This window comes from Arthrobacter woluwensis, assembly GCF_900105345.1.
Classification (GTDB): domain Bacteria; phylum Actinomycetota; class Actinomycetes; order Actinomycetales; family Micrococcaceae; genus Arthrobacter_E; species Arthrobacter_E woluwensis.
Genome location: NZ_FNSN01000003.1, coordinates 2,928,375 through 2,947,096, shown reverse-complemented (window position 1 = coordinate 2,947,096; position 18,722 = coordinate 2,928,375). Strand labels below are relative to the sequence as shown.

Genomic DNA, 18,722 nt, shown 5'->3' with positions numbered 1-18,722 from the left:
TCCATCATGAAAAGCATCCTCAGGCGTCTGGCCGTGGGAATCGCTGCGGTGGCCGTGGTCCTGGGCATGACCGCCGCCCCCGCGTGGGCGAAGCAGACCACCTTGTCGGCGCTGTCCACTCCGACCTGGCAGACCAATGCCACCGTCCGTGCCGTCGCGTATGCGGCCGGGAAGGTCTTCGTGGGCGGCGAATTCACCACGGTCCGCCCACCGGGCGCCGCCGCCGGGGTCTCGGAGACCTCGCGGACGTATCTGGCCGTGTTCGACGCCGCCACGGGTGACCTGCTCGGCAGCGCGCCGCAGCCGAACGGCAAGGTCTGGTCCCTCACCGCGTCCGCGGACGGCACCACCGTCTATGCGGGCGGTGATTTCACCCAGATCTACGGGGCGGCCCGTGGCCGCATCGCCGCCATCGACACCGCGAGCCTCACTCTGCGCCCGGCCTTCAAGCCGTACGTGGCGTACCGCGTCAGCACCATCGACGTCGCCGGTCCGACCATCTACTTCGGTGGCAGCTTCACCCAGGTGGCCGGTGTCGACCGTCCGAGGGCCGCGGCCGTGCAGGCCAGCGATGGCGCGCTCCTGCCGTGGAATCCCGCACCGGACGCCGATGTGAACTCCGTCAAGGCGTCCCCGGACGGCAGCAAGGTCTACCTCGGCGGCAAGTTCGCCTACGTGGGCAGCGTGCACCGTGAAAGCGTGGCCCTCGTCGACGCCCAGCAGGGTGCCCTGCTCCCGTTCCCCGCGGCGTCGACGCTGCCGGACCGGACCGGTTCCTGCTGGACCAAGGTGGAGGACATCATCACCCACGGTGACAATGTGTACTTCGCGAATGCCGGCGACGGCGGCGGCTGCTTCGACGGCACCTGGTCCGCGTCGATCGGCACCGGCCAGCTCAACTGGAAGAACACCTGCCTGGGCGCCACGGAGGCGATCGTCTTCGTGGGGGAGTGGCTCTACAAGGGCTCCCACGCCCACGACTGCAGCTCCATGGGCGGCTTCCCGCAGGGCCCGAACCGGTTCCTCCTGGCCGAGAAGCCGGACACGGGCGACGTGCAGGGCTGGTACCCGCAGACCAACGCCGGGCCCAGCACCTACGTCGGCCCCTGGGACATGGCCACGGACGGCCAGCACCTCTGGGTGGGCGGCGACTTCACCACGGTCAACGGGGTGGGGCAGCAGGGCCTGACCATGTTCGGCTCGGAGAGCGACGCCCCGCCGAAGAAGCCCGCCACCCCGTCGGCGGCCAGCCTCCGGGCGGGCCAAGTGGACGTCCGGGTCACCGCGACCCTGGACAACGACGACGAATACCTGAACTACAAGGTGTTCCGCAACGGCTCCAGCACCCCGCTGGACGTCCGCACGGTCCGCTCCCGGTTCTGGGACATCCCCAGCTACCGCATCACGGACCCGGGTCTGTCCCCGGGCAGCCAGGTCGCGTACCGGGTGGAGGTCACGGACGGCACGAATGTGGTCACGTCCTACTGGACCCCCTACATCACCGTGGCCAGCCAGAACGCCGGTTACTCGGACAATGTGGTGGCGGACGGGGCGCAGTACTTCTGGCCCACGGATGAGAGCAGCGGCACGTCCGCCCACGATGCGATCGCCGGCAACAACCTCACCGGCAGCAACCGGACCCAGCTCGGTTCCGCCGGCCCGAACGCCACCTCCAAGTCCGTGAACATCCAGAACTCGAATGCGAGCCTGAACAGCTCGGTGCAGCTCTCCGGACCGAACACGTTCTCCGTCGAGGCGTGGATCAACACCACGAGTCTCCTGGGCGGGAAGGTCGTCGGCTTCGGGAACACGTCGAGCGGGAGCAGCAGTCAGTACGACCGCCACCTCTACGTGGACAGCGGCGGGCGTCCGGTCTTCGGCGTCTACCCCGGCTACGTGGTGACCGTCCGCGGCGGCAGCGCCGTCAACGACGGCAAGTGGCACCACCTGGTCGGCACGCTCGGCGGCGGCAACGCGACGCTCTACGTCGACGGCGTCAGTCAGGGCTCGTCCCCGGCGGCCGGTGCCGAGGGCTACACCGGGTACTGGCGGATCGGTGCGAACAACCTCGGCGCCTGGCCCAACCAGCCGCTGAACCAGGGCATCGTGGGACGCGTGTCCCAGGTGGCCGTGTACTCCTCGGCCCTGGACGCCTCACAGGTGGCCTGGCACAACTCGCTGGGCCGTGGCAATCAGGCGCCCGTGGCGGCCTTCACGCCGTCCTGCACGCTCATGGCCTGCTCGTTCAACGCCTCGGCGTCGAACGATCCGGACGGCACCATCACCTCCTACACGTGGGACTTCGGTGACGGAGCCACGGGGACCGGCGTGAACACGAGTCACACCTACGCCTCGGCGGGCACGTGGAACGTGCGGCTCACGGTGAAGGACAATCTCGGGGCCACCACGGTGACCAGCCAGACGGTGACCACGACGGCGCCGAACCAGCCGCCGGTGGCCAGCGCGACGTCGTCGTGCACCTATCTGGTCTGTGACTTCGACGCCTCGGCCTCGAGTGATCCGGACGGCACCATCGCCTCCTACGCCTGGACCTTCGGGGACGGCACGACGGGCACCGGCGCCACACCGCAGCACAGTTACGCCGCGGCCGGAACGTACACGGCCACCGTGACGGTCACGGACAACGACGGCGCGCAGAACAGTGCCGGAACCACCGTCACCGTCGCGCCGCAGCCGGCCAACCAGCCGCCCGTGGCGAGTGCCGCCGCGTCCTGCACGCAGCTCGCCTGCGCGTTCGACGCCTCGGCCTCGAGCGATTCGGACGGGAGCATCGTCTCCTACGCCTGGACCTTCGGGGACGGCACGACGGGCACCGGCGTCACGCCGAGCCACACGTACTCGGCCCCTGGCGTGTACACCGCCACGGTCACCGTGACGGACAACCGCGGCGGCACGGCCAGCGCCAGCAAGCAGCTGGATCTGAGCAATGCGGTCCCGGCCGGCACGGTCCTGGCGAAGGACACCTTCGCGCGGACCGTCACCAACGGCTGGGGCACGGCGGACAAGGGCGGCGCGTGGACGGTGAGCGGCACGGCCAGCCGGTACGCGGTCAGCGGCGGGCAGGGCACCCTGACCATGCTGACGGCGGGCAACCAGACCGGCGCGGCGCTGAACTCCTTCTCCGCACAGGACACGGAGGTCAGCCTGGGTCTGTCCCTGGACAAGCCGGCGACGGGCGGTGGCGTCTACGTGAGCGTGGACTCCCGGACCATCGCGGGCCAGGGCGCCTACCGGGCCAAGGTCCGGTACATCGCGGCGGGCCGCGTGTACCTCTCCCTGATCCGGGTGGACAGCGCGGGAACGGAGACCGTCCTGGTCCCCGAAACCCAGGTCCTGGCGGCCACCCCGGCCGCCGGCAACACGCTCCAGGTGAAGTTCCTGGTCTCCGGTTCCGGCACCACGACGCTCAAGGCGAAAGCCTGGGACAGCAGTGGCGCCGAACCCGGCGCATGGCAGCTGAGCACCACGGACGGCACGGCCGGACTGCAGGCGGCGGGCTCGCCCGCACTGCGGACCACGCTGTCCGGCTCCTCCACCAATGCACCCGTTCAGGCACGCGTGACGGACTACCTGGTCACCACGCCGCGCTGACCGCTGAATCGCGAAGGAGCAAGACCATGAGTGCACCAGCAGGGCAGGGGCTGCCACGGGTGCTCATCAGCGCCTACGCCTGCGGCCCCGGGCTCGGATCCGAGCCCGGGGCGGGGTGGGCGGTGGTTCAGGCCGCCGCCCGCCACGCCAGGGTCTGGGTCATGACACGGGAGCGGTTCGCGCCCGCGATCGCCCGGGCCCTGGCCGCCGACAGCTTCCTGGCCTCCCGGGTGAGGCCCGTCTACGTCGACCTCCCGGACCGCTACCTCCGCGCCAAGCGCCGGCACCGGGACGTCTACTGGTATTACCCGCTGTGGCAGCGCGAAGCCGCGCGGGTGGCCCGGCGACTGCACGGCGAACATCACTTCACGCTGCTGCATCACGCCACGTTCGCCGTCGACTGGATGCCGTGCGGACTGTCATCCCTGTCCCGCGAGATCCCTCTCGTCTGGGGTCCCGTGGGCGGGGCGAGCTATGTGCCGCCGGAGCTGTGGCGCTGGCTCGGAATCCGCGGCACGGTCCATGAGCTGCTGCGGAGCGCCGCCACGCGCACCGTGCGGCGCCTCTCCACGGGCACGACGGCGGCCCGCGCCGCCGTCACGGTGGCCCTCAACGCGGACACGGCGCGCCGTTTCCACAGTGCGGGTGAGGTGCTGATCGCGCCGAACGTCGTGCTCGGTGAACCGGAACCCGGCGGTTCCCCCGCCCCGGCCGCGACACCGGCCCACCGCGACGCCACAGCGTCAGCACCCGGGCCCGGCGGCCACGGGGCGCCCCTGGAGCTGAACGCGCTGTTCGTGGGCCGCCTCGTCGCGTGGAAGGGCGTCCGGCTGGCCCTGGCCGCCGTGGCGGAAAGCCCGCAGTGGTCTCTCACCTTCGTGGGCGACGGCCCGGAACGCGAGTGGCTGGAGGCCATGGCACGCCGCCGGGGCCTGGAACAGCGGGTCCACTTCCTGGGTCAGGTGGAGCGCCCCGAGGTCCTCCGTCTCATGGGCCTCGCCGACGCGCTGCTCTTCCCCTCCCTGCACGACTCCTGCGGCTGGGTGGTCGGGGAGGCGTTGAGTCACGGCCTGCCCGTGGTGTGCGTGGATCTGGGCGGTCCGCCGTCGTTCCTCGCCGAGCGGGGGCAGGCCGCGCCCGTGAGCCGGAACGTCGTGGCGGACCTGTGCGAGCGTCTGGACACGCTGCGTCTGGACACCCTGCGTCCGAACACCCGGCGGCCCGGCCGGCACGGCAGCGCCGCGTGGCCGCTCCCGGATCCCGCATCCTGGACCCAGGAGGCCTTCACGGCACGCGTCGGAGACTGGTATCGCAGGGCGCTCGACGCCCGGGCAGCCCACCCGCAGAGGACGGCGGATCATGTCACCCCGTGAGGAGGCGGGCTTCGGCAGGCGGCGCTTCCTGCAGCTCGCCATGCTCGGCGCCACGGGCCTGCTGACCGCCTGCTCGGCGAGCGCCGTCGTGCCGCCGGGGGTGACGCCGACTCCCACCCGCACCACCACGACGCTGGATGAACTCCTGGCCCAGGACGTGTTCGCGATCGCCCACCGGGGGTCGGGCGACACCTGGCCCGAGCACACGCTGCGGGCCTACACGGAGGCCGTGGCCGCGGGGGCCATGGCCGTCGAGGTCTCCGTGCACATGACCAAGGACGGTGTCCTGGTCTGCCACCACGACACCAACCTGTCCCGCATGACCGGCGTGGACCGCGACATCAAGGACCTGACCTTCGAGGAGCTCGCGGTCATCCGCAACGACGCCCGGGCCTGGCTCGGCCCGGCCACGCCTCTCGAGCCCATCCCGGCCTTCCGGGACGTGCTGGACGCGCTCGCTCACCGGACGGTGCTCTTCATCGAGGACAAGACGGGGGAGCACGCCAAGGAGGTCCTGGACCTGATGGACTTCTACCCGGGCTCCACCTCCCACATGGTGTGGAAGCAGACGGCGGCCTCGGGGTCCTACAAGGAGGCGCGGCGTCGCGGGTACACCCTGTGGGGATACTTCATGGACGACGCCGACCACCAGTTCGACCGGTACCAGGACCGCTTCGACCTCCTGGGCATCTACCACGGCGCCACCGACCAGGCCATGCGGGACCTGGTGGCCTTCGGCAAGCCCGTGATCTGCTGGGAGATCCACACCCGGGCGATGCGCCGGCGGGTGCTGGCCCTCGGGGTGCGCGGCCTGATGTGTTCGAACTACCCGTACGTCACGGCCTCCACCGCGCTCGCCGTCAAGGACGATTTCGGCACGGGCCGCCGTGCCACGGGCGATCTGCCGTGGATCCTGACCCCCAAGTACCAGCCGCGCTTCGATGAGCCGTCCCGCGGCCTGGACTTCGCCTTCGCCTCGGCCGCCACCTACGTCCTGGGCTCCCTGGGTCCCCTCGCTGCTCCGTCGTACGGCTGCACGTTCAGTCTCTGCTGGCCGGAGGAGCTGCCGGCGCCCGACGACGGCGCGGGGCTGGCCCTGGCGCTCGCGCAGGACGATCCGGCACTCGTCTCCGGGCCTGCCGCGGCCGCCTACCTGGCACAGCTGAGCCCCCAGGGGAAACTCACCCTGCTGCTGCGTCAGGGCTCGGCGGGCTCCGATCGGGTGCTCGCCTCGGTGCAGACCGCGGCCTTGAAGCGGGGGGAGTGGGCGACCCTGCGGCTCGAGGCGACCCCCTCCGGGATCACGCTGTCCCGCGACGGGGATCCGGCCTGGAAGACGACCGCGCAGGACGGCGGTCAGCAGGGGGGCTACCTCGCGCTCGTCAAGGGCTACCGGACGCCGCAGACGGTCCGCTTCCGGGATGTCGCCGTGTTGGCGACCTCCTGAAGCGCGACCCCCTGGAGCGCAACCGGGGGAGGCGTGACCGGCACCGCGCACGGTGGCCTGTCAGGCGGGCACCCCGGCTGCCACGGCCTCCTTGTACACGGCTTCGAGCCGCCGCAGATTGTCTTCGGCGCCGTAGTGCTCCGCATGCCGCACGAGGGCGGCCCGGCCCATGCGGCGCGCCGCCCCGGGCTTCAGGACGTCTGCGAGGACCCCGGCGAGCGAGTCCGGGTCCCCGGAGCGGAAGGTGACCGCCGCGCCGTCGTCGCCGGTCAGTTCCGGGAAGACGCCCTGATCCGGGATCACGGCGCCCAGCCCGTGCGCGAAGCCCTCCACCACGCTCAGACCGAAGGTCTCGAAGACCCGGGAGGAATTCACGAGCAGGCGGGCCCGGCCCAGGCGGGCCATGGCCTCCGCCCGCGGCAGCGCCCCCAGGAACGTCACGGTCCGCAGCCCGCGCCGGGCCGCCTGAGCCTCCAGCGCGGGGCGGAGCGGGCCGTCGCCGATCAGGATCAGGGGGCCGAAGGAGTCCTGCCAGGCGTCCAGCAGGACGTCGGGTCCCTTCTCCGGCGAGAGGCGCCCGAGGTACACCACGGGCGCGTCATCTGACGTAACACTCACGTCCTCGGGGGCCGCCGCGGGCACGAAATGCGGTTTGACGGTGATCCGGTCCGGATCCAGGCCGTGGGAGGCGAACAGATCGCGGGCGAAAGCGCTCATGACCACGAACTTCGTCACTCCGTGGGTCCACGTGCCCAGGGCCCGGTGAAGCCCGATGCTCACGGTGAGCGGAAGAGTCGCCGCCGTCGAACCCCGGTAGCAGGCGTGGCGCAGTCCGGGCAGCGGACCGGCGCCCGAGAGGCAGTCCGTGCACGGCTTCCCGTCCCGCAGGAACGTTCCGTCGGCGCAGAACATGCGGTAGTTGTGCAAGGTCATGACCACGGGGACGCGCGCGTCCCGGGCAGCGAGCAGGATCGACGGGCTGAGCAGGGGGAACGTGTTGTGGACGTGCAGCACGTCCGGCCGCTCCCGCTCCAGGACGCCGGCCAGATCGCGGCGTGCGGACGGGGAATGCACCACGCCCAGCGGCACCAGGGCCTTGCGCGCGACGGGCATCCGGGCGATGTCGTCGGAGTGCCGGGAGAAGTGCCCCACCCGGTGTCCGGCGGCCTCCAGCAGGGCCATCTCCTGGCGCACCACCGAGTCTTCGCCGGACGGCTGCGCCGAGCGATAGTAATTGTGAGCTACCAGTATCTTCACTAGAATCGGCCTTTGACTTGTCAGGGGCGAGTCCAACTTCATACAACACCAGGGCGCCGGTCTCCGCCCGTCACCAAAGAGAGCCTATGGCGAACCGTTCATCGAACCATGCCCTGAACACCTCCCCGCAGACCCGGGAACAGCGCGGAAAGCACCGCGCCTCCCGACGCCGCATCCCCGCCGTCCTCGCCCTCGCAGGGCTCCTGGGCGGCGGTCTGCTGACCGTCTCCGCGCCGGGCGCCGCCGAAGCGGCCGTCCCGGCGTGCACCGTCACGGTGGCACCCGGCACCGAGATCGCGGACGCGGTCAACGCGCAGCCCCAAGGCGCCGTGATCTGCCTTGCGGCCGGCCGGCACATCCTCAACCACACCGTCGCCCCCAAGGCTCAGCAGGAGCTGAGAGGTCTCCCCGGTTCGATCGTGGACGGAGCCAAGCCGCTCAAGTCCTGGACCGCGTACCAGGTGACCGGTCAGCCGGCCCGCTGGCAGTCGCGCGGCAACCTCCCCGCCGCGTACTCGGGCCCCGGCCAGTGTGAAACCGCGGGCAGCACCAGCTGCAACTTCGCCGAGGACCTGTTCTACGACGGCGCCCGGCTGCGTCGCGTGAACAGCCTGGCCGCCGTGGTGCCCGGGACCTTCTTCGCCGACTACGCGAGCAACACCCTGACGATCGCCAACACCCCGGTGTCCCACAGCATCCGCATGGCCAAGCTGCAGACCGCGATCTCGTCCACGCAGGCGGGGGTGAAGCTCACCGGCCTGACGGTCCAGCACTTCGCCAACCGGTCCCAGCGTGGCGCCGTCGTGGTGTCCGGCTCCGATTGGAAGGTCACCGGGAACACGGTGAGCGACAATCACGGCGTCGGGATCCTGACCGATCAGGCCGTGCGACCGCAGATCCTGAACAACACGGTGATCCGCAACGGCCAGCTGGGAGTGACCCTCTACCGGACCAGCAGCGCCACCGTCACGGGCAACACCGTCACCGGCAACAACACGGCGGGCTACTGGATCGCCGACTGGGAGTCCGGCGGCATCAAGACCACGTACTCGAGCGCCCTGATCCAGCGGAACATCGTCTCGGGAAACCTGGGCGTCGGTGTCTGGGCCGATGTGCAGTCGGACGGCATCACGGTCGACGCGAACACCATCACGGGCAATTACGCCGACGGCATCCGCTATGAGATCAGCCGTCGTGGCGTCATCACGAACAACACCGTCACGGACAATGCGAAGAGGATGGGCCGGGGCGGCGGAACCGGGCTCTGGTCGGGCGCCGGGATCGATGTGAACACCTCGTCCGACGTCACCATCACCGGGAACGTGCTGCGCTCCAACCTCAACGGCATCAGCCTCCAGGCCAGGAACCGCGGCACCAGCTCCTGGGGCACCTACCTGCTCAGCAAGGTGACGGTCTCCGGGAACACGGTGGACATGGGGACCGGCTCCCCGGCCACGGCCACCACCGGTGTGGTGACCACCAAGGACCGCATCCTCACCGCGTCCTCGGCCGGGATCGTGTTCAGCCGGAACTCCTACACGCTGAACACCAGCGCGCAGAAAGGTTTCAACAGCATCAACGCACTCGTCACATATCCTGGCTGGAAGAGCGCGGGGTTCGACTCCACCGCCAGTGTGGCGTACCTTCGCTGACAAAGCCTTCGGGGTGGCGGCTTCCGGGCACCGTGCGGTGACCGTGAGCCAGCGGGAGTGAGGGGCTGTCCATGGGACTCCAGGACACGCAGTCCGGCAGGGGCGAGGACCGCGGGATCGCCGCGTCCTTGCAGATCCTGAAAGGCAAGCAGAAGACCTCAAAGGGTGCCTCCGCCTACGTCCGGTTCTTCAACCGTCCGTTCGGACGGGTGCTGGCCGCGGTGGCTCACCGGCTGGGCCTGACGCCCAACGTCGTCACCGCCATCAGCGCGCTGGCCACTTTCGGGGGGCTCGCCGTGCTGGCGTTCTCCCCGGTCACGCCGGTCACCGGCCTGCTCGTGGCGGTGCTGCTGATCCTGGGCTACGCCTTCGATTCTGCGGACGGCCAGCTGGCCCGCCTGCGCGGAGGGGGGAGTTTCGCCGGCGAATGGCTGGACCACGTGGTGGACGCCGCCAAGATGTCCCTGTTCCACCTCGTGGTGCTGTTCGCCTGGGCGCGCACCGGCACGGAATCCGGGCTGTGGCTGGTGCTGCCCGGGGCGTACGCCTTCCTGGCGGCGTTCTTCTTCTGCACCATCATGCTCACGGACCAGCTGCGCCGGGCGCATCGCGGGTCCAGCGGCATGCGCCTGGCCGGCGAGGGCAGCTCCTCCGTGCTGTACTCGCTGGCCGTGCTGCCCACCGAGTACGGGGTGCTGGCCTGCGTGTTCGTGCTGTGGGGCTGGCCGGCGCTGTTCCACTGGGTTTACCTCGCCCTCTTCGTGTGCAATGTGCTCTTCCTGTGCCTGGCGCTGCCGAAGTGGTACCGCGAGCTCTCGGGCTTCGGCCGGACCTGAGCGGCGCCACGCCGCCTGGCCGCCCGGTCGGTGAGCACACGACGACGGCGGCGGCCGGCGCGCCGCGGACGGCCTGGGACCGCTCGGTCTCAGGCCGTCCGTGCTTCCTCCTCGTGCGATTCGAGCCACCGCACGGTGCGCTCGACGCCTTCCCGCAGGCCGGTCCGCGCCCGCCAGCCGAGGCCGCTCAGGCGGGAGACGTCCATCATCTTCCGCGGGGTCCCGTCCGGCTTCGAGGCGTCCCAGACGGTCTCGCCCTCGTAGCCGACGACGTCCGCGATGAGGGCCGCGAGGTCCTTGATGCTGATCTCGGCGCCGGTTCCGACGTTGAGGTGGCGGCCGCCGTCGTAGTGGTCCAGGAGGAAGAGGCAGGCGTCCGCGCAGTCGTCCGCGTAGAGGAACTCCCGCAGCGGCGTGCCGGTGCCCCAGTTCGTGACGGTGGCCGCGCCGTCGTCGCGGGCCTGGCGGTACCGCATGATCAGCGCCGGCAGCACGTGGGAGACGCCCGGCCGGAAGTTGTCCCCGGGGCCGTAGAGGTTGCTGGGCATGGCGCTGATCCAGGGCAGCCCGTACTGCCGCCGCACGGCTTTGACGTACTGGATCCCGGCGATCTTCGCCACCGCGTACGCGTCGTTGGTGACTTCCAGCTTGCCGGTGAGCAGCGCGTCCTCGGGGATCGGCTGCGGCGCGAACCGCGGGTAGATGCAGCTCGATCCCAGGAAGAGGAGTTTGTGGACACGGTGCCGCACCGCGCTGTCCATGACGTTCCCCTGGATCCGGAGATTCTCGCTCAGGAAGTCCACCGGGAAGTCGTGGTTGGCCTGGATCCCGCCCACCTTGGCGGCGGCCAGGGCCACATGGCGCGGCTGATGCTCGGCGAAGAAGTCCTCCACCGCCGTACGGTCCAGCAGATCGAGTTCGGAGGACGGCACCCCGATCAGGTGCGTGAAGCCGGCGCGTTCGAGGCGCCGCCAGATCGCCGATCCGATGAGTCCGCGGTGCCCGGCCACGTAGAACGGCGCGTCCCGGTCCAGGATGCCGGTGCCGTCCTGGCCGGCGTCCCTGGTGACCGCGGTGTCACGGGTGTCCAGCCCGGTGTGAGTGCTCATGTCAGTTCCAGGCTGGCGTTCCACGACGGGAGAGTCACCTGGTCCACCACGTGCCCGCGGGGGCTGCCGAGCTCGGCCAGGTCATGGGCCACCATGAGGCGGGCCAGGTCCTCCGCGCCGACGGACGCCTTCCAGCCGAGGTCCACCTGGGCGTTCGTGGGATCGCCGATGAGGGAGTCCACCTCGGTGGGCCGGAGGTACCGCTCGTCGAACTCGACGTGGTCCCTCCAGTTCAGCCCGACGCTCCCGAAGGCGTACTCCAGGAACTGCTGCACCGTGGTGGGTGTGCTCGTGGCGAGGACGTAGTCCTGCGGGGCATCGACCTGCAGCATCCGCCACATGCCCTCGACGTACTCGGCGGCGTAGCCCCAGTCGCGGATGGCGTCCAGATTGCCCAGATAGAGGCGCTCCGCCGCGCCCGAAGCGATGGAGGCCACCGCACGGGTGATCTTCCGGGTGACGAACGTGGCGCCGCGCCGCGGGGATTCGTGGTTGAACAGGATCCCGTTGACGGCGAACATGCCGTAGGCCTCGCGGTAGTTGCGGGTCATCCAGTAGCTGTAGACCTTCGCGGCGCCGTACGGGGAGCGCGGAGAGAACGGCGTCTCCTCGTTCTGCGGCGGTGGCGAGGCCCCGAACATCTCGGAGGTCGAGGCCTGGTAGAACCGGGTGTCCACTCCGGCGAGCCGCACGGCTTCGAGGAAGCGGGAGGTGCCCAGTCCGGTGGTGTTGCCGGTGTGGATCGGCTCGTCGAACGAGACCCGCACATGCGATTGGGCGGCCAGGTTGTAGACCTCGTCCGGCTGGACCTGTGCCAGCAGCGTGACGAGCCGGGCGCCGTCGTCCATGTCCCCGTAGTGGAGGAAGAGGCGCGCATCGCTCTCGTGGGGATCCACGTAGAGATGATCGATGCGGGCCGTGTTGAACGCGGAGGTGCGTCGGATGAGACCGTGGACCTCATAGCCCTTGAGTAGTAGTAGTTCGGCCAGGTAAGACCCGTCCTGGCCCGTGATTCCAGCGATGAACGCACGTCTCGCCATGTCCCTGCTCCTTAGCGATTCCTGCTGATGTCTGCACGCTACGGGCCGCCGGAACGCCAGGCCCGAGTAGGGACTACGCAATTCGGGGTGCCGGGTACTTAGGTAGTCCTGGGAAGCGCCCCGGGCCCCGGTGGTGCGAGAATAGACCAGGCAAATGTTTCCTAAATAAGGCGGAGGTGGGAACGTGAACAACGGCGTCCCTCTGACTGATGTGGAAGTCCTCCGGATCCGGAACGACTTCCCCCTCCTGGCACACCCGGTGAACGGGCGGGAGCTCGTCTACCTCGACTCGGGGGCCACGAGCCAGAACCCCCTGAGCGTGCTGGAAGCCGAGCAGGAGTTCTACGAACAGCGGAACTCCGCCGTGCACCGCGGCGCCCACACCCTGGCGGCCCACGCCACGCTCGCCTTCGAGGACGCCCGCGCCACGGTGGCGGAGTTCGTGGGGGCGCGCGAGGAGGAGATCGTCTGGACCTCCAACGCGACCGCGGGCCTCAACCTCCTCGCCTACGCCTTCTCCAACGCGAGCGTGGGGGAGGTCGCCCCCGAGGCGCGCCGCTTCGCGCTCGGCCCTGGGGACGAGATCGTCGTCACCGAGATGGAGCACCACGCCAATCTGGTGCCGTGGCAGGAACTCTGCCGTCGGACCGGCGCCACCCTCCGATACATTCCGCTGACCGACGAGGGCACCCTGGACCTGGACGAGGCCGCCCGCGTGATCAACGCCAGGACCCGCGTCCTCGCGTTCACTCACGTCTCGAACGTCCTCGGCACCATCAACCCGGTGGCGCACCTCGTCGGCCTGGCCCGCGCGGTGGGCGCCCTGGTGGTCCTGGACGCCTGTCAGTCCGCGCCGCACCTGCCGCTCGACGTGAAGGCCCTCGACGTGGACTTCGCGGTCTTCTCCGGTCACAAGATGCTCGGTCCCACCGGCATCGGCGCCCTCTACGGCCGCCAGGAACTGCTGGACGCCCTGCCGCCGGTGACCACCGGTGGCTCCATGATCACCACCGTGACCATGGAACACTCGGGGTACCTTCCGGCTCCGCAGCGTTTCGAGGCCGGCACGCAGCCCGTCTCGCAGGCCATCGCGATGGCCGCGGCCGCGCGGTACCTGATGGAGACCGGCATGGATCGCGTCCATGCGCGGGAGGAGGTCCTCGCGCAGCGGATGCTCGAGGGCCTGGCCCGCATCCCCGGCGTCCGGACGCTCGGCCCGGCCGCCGGCGTCGAGCGCGCCGCGCTGGTCTCGTTCGACGTGGAAGGCGTGCACGCGCACGACGTCGGCCAGTACCTGGACGCCCAGGGGATCGCCGTCCGCGTGGGTCACCACTGCGCGCAGCCCCTGCACCGGCGCTACGGCCTCTCGGCGTCGACCCGCGCCAGCGCCTACCTGTACACCACCGAGGGCGAGGTGGACGCCTTCCTCGAGGGCGTCGCCGGTGTCCGCGGATTCTTCGGAGTGAAGTGATGAGTTCTCTCGAATCGCTGTACCAGCAGACCATCCTGGAACACGCCAAGGCCCGTCACGGCGGGAGCCTGAGCGAAGTCGCCGCCTGTGAGACCTCCTGGCCCGCGGGCACCGGGCAGTGCCACCAGCTGAACCCGGTGTGCGGTGACGAGATCACGCTGCGTCTCTCGGTCACCGGCGCCGACGGTGAACGCCGCATCGAATCGCTCGAATGGCTCGGCAACGGCTGCTCCATCTCGATGGCCTCCGCCTCGATGCTGACCGATCTGGCCGGCGAGGTCTCCTCGGTGGACGAACTCGCCACTCTGATCGAAGAGTTCCGCACGGTGCTGCGCTCCCGCGGCACCGTGGAGGGCGATCCCGAAGAACTCGGCGATGCCGCCGCGCTCTCCGGCGTCTCGAAGTTCCCGGCCCGCGTCAAATGCGCCATGCTCGCCTGGGTGGCGGCGGAGGACGCGCTGCGTCAGGCCGTGTCCACCGCGGCCTGACGCGCCGCGCGCCCCGCCCCGTCTCGGGCCTCGGCCTGCCGCGGGCTTCTCAGCGCGCTTGCGGGCGGCGGCGCTCCTTCAGTCTCCGGTGATGCCGGTTCCGGAGGCGGAGCACGACGGCGCCGAGCACCGCCGCGACCACCGAGGCCGCCAGGATGGCGACCTTGGCGTGCTCGCCATGCGCTGACCCCTCACCGCCGTGACCTCCGCCGAAGGAGAGATCCGCGACGAGCAGGGACACCGTGAAGCCGACCCCGGTGAGCAGGGCGACGCCGACCATGTCGAGCCATCGCACCGACTTGTCCAGTGCCACCCCGGGCAGCCGCGTCAGGGCGAAGGACGTCCCGAGCACGCCCACGAACTTGCCCACGACGAGCGCCACGACGATGCCCACCGCGACGCTGTCCGTGGCAGCCGACCGCACGCCGTCGAACCCTCCGAGCGCGACTCCCGCCGCGAAGAACGCGAACAGCGGCACGGCGAAGCCGGCGCTGAAGGGCCGCAGACCGTGCTCGAGCCGGTCGGCGAGGCCGTTCGCCGGAGCCTCCGCCGCCGAGCGGCCCAGGGGGACGGTGAAGGCCAGCAGCACCCCGGCCACCGTGGCGTGGACGCCGGAGGAGTGCACGAGCACCCAGGTGAGCAGGGCGAGGGGGAGCAGCGTCCACCAGCGCGCCCAGCGTCCGTCGGCCACCCGGCCGAGCGCCGCGAAGGCCGCGAGGGGGAGCAGCGCCGCCAGGAGGTAGCCGATCTGGAGGGCCCCGCCGTAGAAGAGCGCGATGATGACGATCGCGATCAGGTCGTCCACCACCGCGAGCGTCAGGAGGAAGGTCCGCAGCGCCGCGGGAAGATGCGAGCCGACCACGCCGAGCACGGCCAGGGCGAAGGCGATGTCCGTGGCCGTCGGGATGGCCCAGCCGGCCAGACCCTCCGGGTTTCCGGCGTTCACGAGGACGTACAGCACCGCAGGAACGACGACGCCACCCACGGCCGCGGCGACCGGCACCAGGGCCTTGCGCGGGTCACTCAGCTCGCCTTGCAGGAGTTCACGCTTCAGTTCCAGCCCTGCCAGGAAGAAGAACACGGCGAGGAGACCGTCGGCCGCCCAGGTGCCGAGGCTCAGATTCAGGTGCAGGCTCTCGGGCCCGACCTGGATGTCCCGCAGTTCGAAATAGGAGGCGCCCCACGGGGAGTTGGCCCAGAGCAAGGCGATCACGGTGGCGGCGAGAAGCAGGAAACCGCCGGTGGTCTCGTTGCGGAGCAGGCGCGTCACGCGCAGGCGCTCCGGGATCAGGCGGCGGGTGGTGGATGTCTGGTGCATGGGTTCCTGAAGGGTCGTCGGTTCCTGACCACCGCCGCACGTCCGGGATGGTCCCCGGGAGGCAGTGGGCCGACCAGACTTCCCGGCACACCAGCCTCCATTTTACCGCAGATGCGGTGCCCGATGGGCCGCTCAGCCGTCCCCGGAGGTGACGGCGAAGGCCGACGCGCCGTCGCCGTCGAGCTCTCCGGGCCGGACGGGGCGCCCGGACACCGCGAGCAGGAGCGCCAGGGTGCTGCCCCGCACGACCGGCGCGGCGTTCACCGCCGGGCTGGTCGGTCGCCCGTGGAAGTCCGTGTCGGTGGCCTCGAGGATCACGCCCGCGGCCCGCTCCTTGCCGCCGCCGAAGCCGGTGGACGTGGCCAGCTGGTGCTTCAGAGCCTCGAGCAGGGGACCGGGGGGATAGGAGCGGCTGATCCCGAGCGGGCGGCGGATGTCCTCGCCATGGACGAAAGCCTCCACGAGGCGCGTGACCCGGGGCGCGGGAGCGCTGCTGGTGCGCCCGCTCACGGCCCGGAGGTTCTCCAGCGTCTCCCGCGGGTCTGCCCGGCGCTCACGGGCGACGCCGTGCTCGTTGAGGGCGTCGAAGTCGAAACGGGCCTTGAGCAGTTCCCCTGCGAAGCCGGCCCAGGTGGTCTTGGCGTCATTCACGAGATGGGCCACCACGTCATGGACCGTCCATCCCGGGCACAGGGAGGGCGTGTCCCAGGCTTCGGGTTCCAGCTCCGCCAGATCGGCCGCCAGCGCGCGGCGCTCCTCGTGGACGACGTCCCAGATCTCGTTCATCGCGGCCCTTCCGATGGTCGGCGGATCGTGCTCTGATGTGCCGGGAATGCCGCTCCGATGCGCCGTCCCCCTGTCGCCGACCCTAGCAGCGCAAGGGCCCGGAGGGGAGGGGGCCGGCCGGGATGCGCCGAAACCCTGATACCCTGGGAAGGTGAAGAACTGACGCAGCCTGCTGACAGCTGGCCATTTTGCCCGTTGTCCCGCTGACATCCTGTGCCGATGATTCCCGCGCCTGCCGCCCTCCGGACGTTGACGGAGGATGCACTCGGCGATCGCGCGGTGGCTGCGTCTCACCTCCCCTTTCCAGGTTCTCCTGCAGGCCCTTGCTCCAGGGCCTCCGTCCGTGACGTTCTCGGTCCGACGGCCGCCAGGGGATCCGGGCTTGTGAAGCGTGGCAGGCCGGCGGGACTTTCGTTCTGACGGAAGGACTCTCATGCACGCCTTGACTCTTCAACATCTGGCGCTGGACGGCATCTCCCAGCGCTACGCCGGACGCCGCGTCCTCAGCGACATCACCTTCGCCGTCTCTCCGGGACAGCGGGTGGGTCTGATCGGGGAGAACGGTTCCGGCAAATCCACCGTGCTGCGCATCGCCGCCGGTGCCCAGCGCCCGGATGCGGGTCTGGTGCTCCGGCCGGAACGCCTGGGGTACTTCGCCCAGGAGCTCGACGCACCTCCCGGCAGCACCGCCGGCGAGGTGCTGGACCGTGCCCAGCGCCCGGCTCTCGAAGCGCTCGCCGCGCTGGAGAGCCAGGACGTGGACGCCTATGCACAGGCTCTCGACGACGCCGAACGCCTGGGCGCCTGGAGCGCTCAGGCCCGACGCGGGGAAGTCCTCGCCGGGCTGGGACTCTCCGGCCTCGACGAACGGACGCCCGTGGAACGGCTGTCCGGTGGACAGCGATCCCGGCTGGCGCTCGCGGCCCTCCTCCTGGAGGAGCCGGACGCGCTGCTGCTCGACGAGCCGAGCAATCATCTGGATGACGCCGCCGTGGCGTATCTGGAATCCGCCTTGCGCGACTGGAAGGGCCCTGTGCTCTTCGCCAGTCACGACCGCACCTTCCTGGACCGGGTGGCCACACGAATCGTGGACCTGGACCCCTTGCCTGTGCCGGCCGTGGTGCTGGCCGACGCGGTCGCCCCGGCCTCTCCCGCTGTCCCCTCCGGCGCCTCACGGCCGGCAGGGGCCGCCGGAGCCGTCGGGGCGGAGCCGGGCGACACGACCTCCGACAGCGGCAGCGGGCTGGGGGTCCGCCACTTCGGTGGGGACTACAGCAGCGCTCTCCGTGCGCGCCGGGATCTCATGCGGCAGTGGCGTGACCGCTACGCCGCGGAACAGGCCGAACTGCTCGCGCTGCGCGAGGAGATCGAGGTGGGGGCGCGCAACGTCAACCGCAAGTCCGACCCCCGGACCGAGGCGCGGGCCTCCCGGAAGTTCTATGCCGACAAGGATGCCCGGGTCATCGCGCGCCGGGCGCGCAATGCGCGGGTCCGTCTCGAGACGCTGGAGAGCGGACGGGTCCGGCGCCCTCCGGAGCCCCTGCGCTTCGCCGGATTCGACCACGCCGCCACGGCTCTGCGCGACGTGCCGGCAGTGGATGAGGCGACGGCGGAACCGACGACAGCGGCCCAGCGGGCGTCGTCGGGCGTGGACCTGGTGCCTGGCCGGCACGGTGACCATGACGCCGGGCCGCAGGGTCCCGCCGCGGAGGCGGCGCTCCGTGCCCACCGCGTGGCCGTCCCCGGACGGCTGGCGCCGGTGTCCTTCGGGCTCGGCTCGCACGGCAGGCTGCTCCTGACGGGTGCCAACGGCAGCGGGAAGTCGACGCTGCTCAAAGCCTTGGCCGGACGGGTCGCGCATGAGGGCGAGATCCTCCGGGCCGACGGCGCCACGGTGGGCTATCTGGCGCAGGACACCGTGTTCGACGACCCCGGCCTGAGCGCTGCCGCCTGGTACGCACGTGCCGTGGGCTTCGAACGAGCCGAGAGCACGCCGCTCGCGGCCCTCGGGCTGCTTCCCGAGCGGGACACGGGGCGGGCCCCCGGCGAGCTCAGCATCGGGCAGCAGCGGCGTGTGGCGCTGGCGGCCCTCGTGGCGGACCCTCCGAGGGTGCTGCTCCTGGACGAGCCCAGCAACCACCTGTCCCTGGCTCTGGTCGAGGAACTGGAGGAGGCGCTGGAGTCCTTCGCCGGGGCCGTCGTGATTGCGACGCACGACCGCTGGCTGCGCACGCGCTGGCGGGAGCGGAACGTCCCGGAGATCAGTCTCGGCTGAGCCGGCGTCACCGCCGAAACAGCGAGTTCCCGTCGAAACAGTGCGTTGAACACACGGT

The 18,722-nt window shown here is 70.7% G+C and carries 13 protein-coding genes; 8 read left to right on the top strand and 5 right to left on the bottom strand.

Annotated elements, in window-relative coordinates:
* The first annotated feature begins 6 nt into the window (after positions 1 to 6).
* From BLV63_RS13985 to BLV63_RS13975, 3 genes are read left to right on the top strand one after another with little or no spacing between them, the layout of a single operon-like run.
* The gene (locus tag BLV63_RS13985) at positions 7 to 3,612 is read left to right on the top strand and encodes a PKD domain-containing protein (RefSeq protein WP_074784321.1); all 3,606 of its coding nucleotides are present in this window, start codon (positions 7 to 9) and stop codon (positions 3,610 to 3,612) included.
* Positions 3,613 to 3,638: 26 nt separating this feature from the next.
* The gene (locus BLV63_RS13980) at positions 3,639 to 4,985 is read left to right on the top strand and encodes a glycosyltransferase (RefSeq protein ID WP_139244700.1); all 1,347 of its coding nucleotides are present in this window, start codon (positions 3,639 to 3,641) and stop codon (positions 4,983 to 4,985) included.
* On the top strand, positions 4,972 to 6,432 hold the full coding sequence (locus BLV63_RS13975; protein ID WP_066216837.1) for a glycerophosphodiester phosphodiesterase: 1,461 nt from the start codon (positions 4,972 to 4,974) through the stop codon (positions 6,430 to 6,432). The genes BLV63_RS13980 and BLV63_RS13975 overlap by 14 nt, the downstream gene beginning before the upstream one ends.
* Positions 6,433 to 6,492: 60 nt before the next feature.
* On the opposite strand, the gene BLV63_RS13970 is transcribed toward BLV63_RS13975, so the two are convergent.
* Positions 6,493 to 7,689, bottom strand: coding sequence for a glycosyltransferase family 4 protein (locus BLV63_RS13970; protein WP_074784318.1), 1,197 nt, complete (start codon positions 7,687 to 7,689; stop codon positions 6,493 to 6,495).
* Positions 7,690 to 7,775: 86 nt separating this feature from the next.
* On the opposite strand from BLV63_RS13970, the gene BLV63_RS13965 reads away from it, so the two are divergent.
* Positions 7,776 to 9,341, top strand: a complete 1,566-nt coding sequence (locus BLV63_RS13965; protein WP_066216842.1) for a right-handed parallel beta-helix repeat-containing protein — start codon at positions 7,776 to 7,778, stop codon at positions 9,339 to 9,341.
* A 71-nt stretch (positions 9,342 to 9,412) separates the two neighbouring features.
* Positions 9,413 to 10,177 (top strand): CDP-alcohol phosphatidyltransferase family protein, encoded by a 765-nt coding sequence (locus tag BLV63_RS13960; protein ID WP_066216844.1) that lies wholly within the window; start codon positions 9,413 to 9,415, stop codon positions 10,175 to 10,177.
* An 89-nt stretch (positions 10,178 to 10,266) separates the two neighbouring features.
* On the opposite strand, the gene BLV63_RS13955 is transcribed toward BLV63_RS13960, so the two are convergent.
* Together BLV63_RS13955 and gmd are read right to left on the bottom strand one after the other, a co-directional pair.
* Positions 10,267 to 11,286, bottom strand: coding sequence for a GDP-L-fucose synthase family protein (locus BLV63_RS13955; RefSeq protein WP_082724293.1), 1,020 nt, complete (start codon positions 11,284 to 11,286; stop codon positions 10,267 to 10,269).
* Positions 11,283 to 12,326: a GDP-mannose 4,6-dehydratase gene (gene gmd, locus BLV63_RS13950; RefSeq protein WP_066216847.1), complete on the bottom strand. Its 1,044-nt coding sequence runs from the start codon at positions 12,324 to 12,326 to the stop codon at positions 11,283 to 11,285. Before gmd ends, BLV63_RS13955 begins: the two co-directional genes overlap by 4 nt.
* Before the next feature lie 184 nt (positions 12,327 to 12,510).
* Here gmd and BLV63_RS13945 point away from each other — a divergent pair, with 184 nt between their 5' ends.
* On the top strand, positions 12,511 to 13,797 hold the full coding sequence (locus BLV63_RS13945) for a SufS family cysteine desulfurase (protein WP_066216850.1): 1,287 nt from the start codon (positions 12,511 to 12,513) through the stop codon (positions 13,795 to 13,797).
* Entirely contained in the window at positions 13,797 to 14,285 is a 489-nt protein-coding gene (gene sufU / locus BLV63_RS13940) for a Fe-S cluster assembly sulfur transfer protein SufU (RefSeq protein WP_066216853.1), read from the top strand. Before BLV63_RS13945 ends, sufU begins: the two co-directional genes overlap by 1 nt.
* A gap of 49 nt (positions 14,286 to 14,334) precedes the next feature.
* Here sufU and nhaA read toward each other — a convergent pair whose 3' ends face one another.
* Together nhaA and BLV63_RS13930 are read right to left on the bottom strand one after the other, a co-directional pair.
* On the bottom strand, positions 14,335 to 15,603 hold the full coding sequence (gene nhaA / locus BLV63_RS13935) for a Na+/H+ antiporter NhaA (protein WP_066216856.1): 1,269 nt from the start codon (positions 15,601 to 15,603) through the stop codon (positions 14,335 to 14,337).
* 132 nt (positions 15,604 to 15,735) lie between these two features.
* A complete protein-coding gene (locus BLV63_RS13930; protein WP_066216857.1) occupies positions 15,736 to 16,389 on the bottom strand; it encodes a maleylpyruvate isomerase family mycothiol-dependent enzyme in 654 nt (217 codons plus the stop codon).
* A 433-nt stretch (positions 16,390 to 16,822) separates the two neighbouring features.
* On the opposite strand from BLV63_RS13930, the gene BLV63_RS13925 reads away from it, so the two are divergent.
* The gene (locus tag BLV63_RS13925) at positions 16,823 to 18,664 is read left to right on the top strand and encodes an ATP-binding cassette domain-containing protein (RefSeq protein ID WP_066216860.1); all 1,842 of its coding nucleotides are present in this window, start codon (positions 16,823 to 16,825) and stop codon (positions 18,662 to 18,664) included.
* Positions 18,665 to 18,722: the final 58 nt, after the last annotated feature.

Coding starts and splice junctions, on each gene's coding strand:
- BLV63_RS13985 (WP_074784321.1), top strand. CDS start 7: ATGAAAAGCATCCTCAGGCGTCTGGCCGTGGGAATCGCTGCGGTGGCC.
- BLV63_RS13980 (WP_139244700.1), top strand. CDS start 3,639: ATGAGTGCACCAGCAGGGCAGGGGCTGCCACGGGTGCTCATCAGCGCC.
- BLV63_RS13975 (WP_066216837.1), top strand. CDS start 4,972: ATGTCACCCCGTGAGGAGGCGGGCTTCGGCAGGCGGCGCTTCCTGCAG.
- BLV63_RS13965 (WP_066216842.1), top strand. CDS start 7,776: ATGGCGAACCGTTCATCGAACCATGCCCTGAACACCTCCCCGCAGACC.
- BLV63_RS13960 (WP_066216844.1), top strand. CDS start 9,413: ATGGGACTCCAGGACACGCAGTCCGGCAGGGGCGAGGACCGCGGGATC.
- BLV63_RS13955 (WP_082724293.1), bottom strand. CDS start 11,286: ATGAGCACTCACACCGGGCTGGACACCCGTGACACCGCGGTCACCAGG.
- gmd (WP_066216847.1), bottom strand. CDS start 12,326: ATGGCGAGACGTGCGTTCATCGCTGGAATCACGGGCCAGGACGGGTCT.
- sufU (WP_066216853.1), top strand. CDS start 13,797: ATGAGTTCTCTCGAATCGCTGTACCAGCAGACCATCCTGGAACACGCC.
- nhaA (WP_066216856.1), bottom strand. CDS start 15,603: ATGCACCAGACATCCACCACCCGCCGCCTGATCCCGGAGCGCCTGCGC.
- BLV63_RS13930 (WP_066216857.1), bottom strand. CDS start 16,389: ATGAACGAGATCTGGGACGTCGTCCACGAGGAGCGCCGCGCGCTGGCG.
- BLV63_RS13925 (WP_066216860.1), top strand. CDS start 16,823: ATGCACGCCTTGACTCTTCAACATCTGGCGCTGGACGGCATCTCCCAG.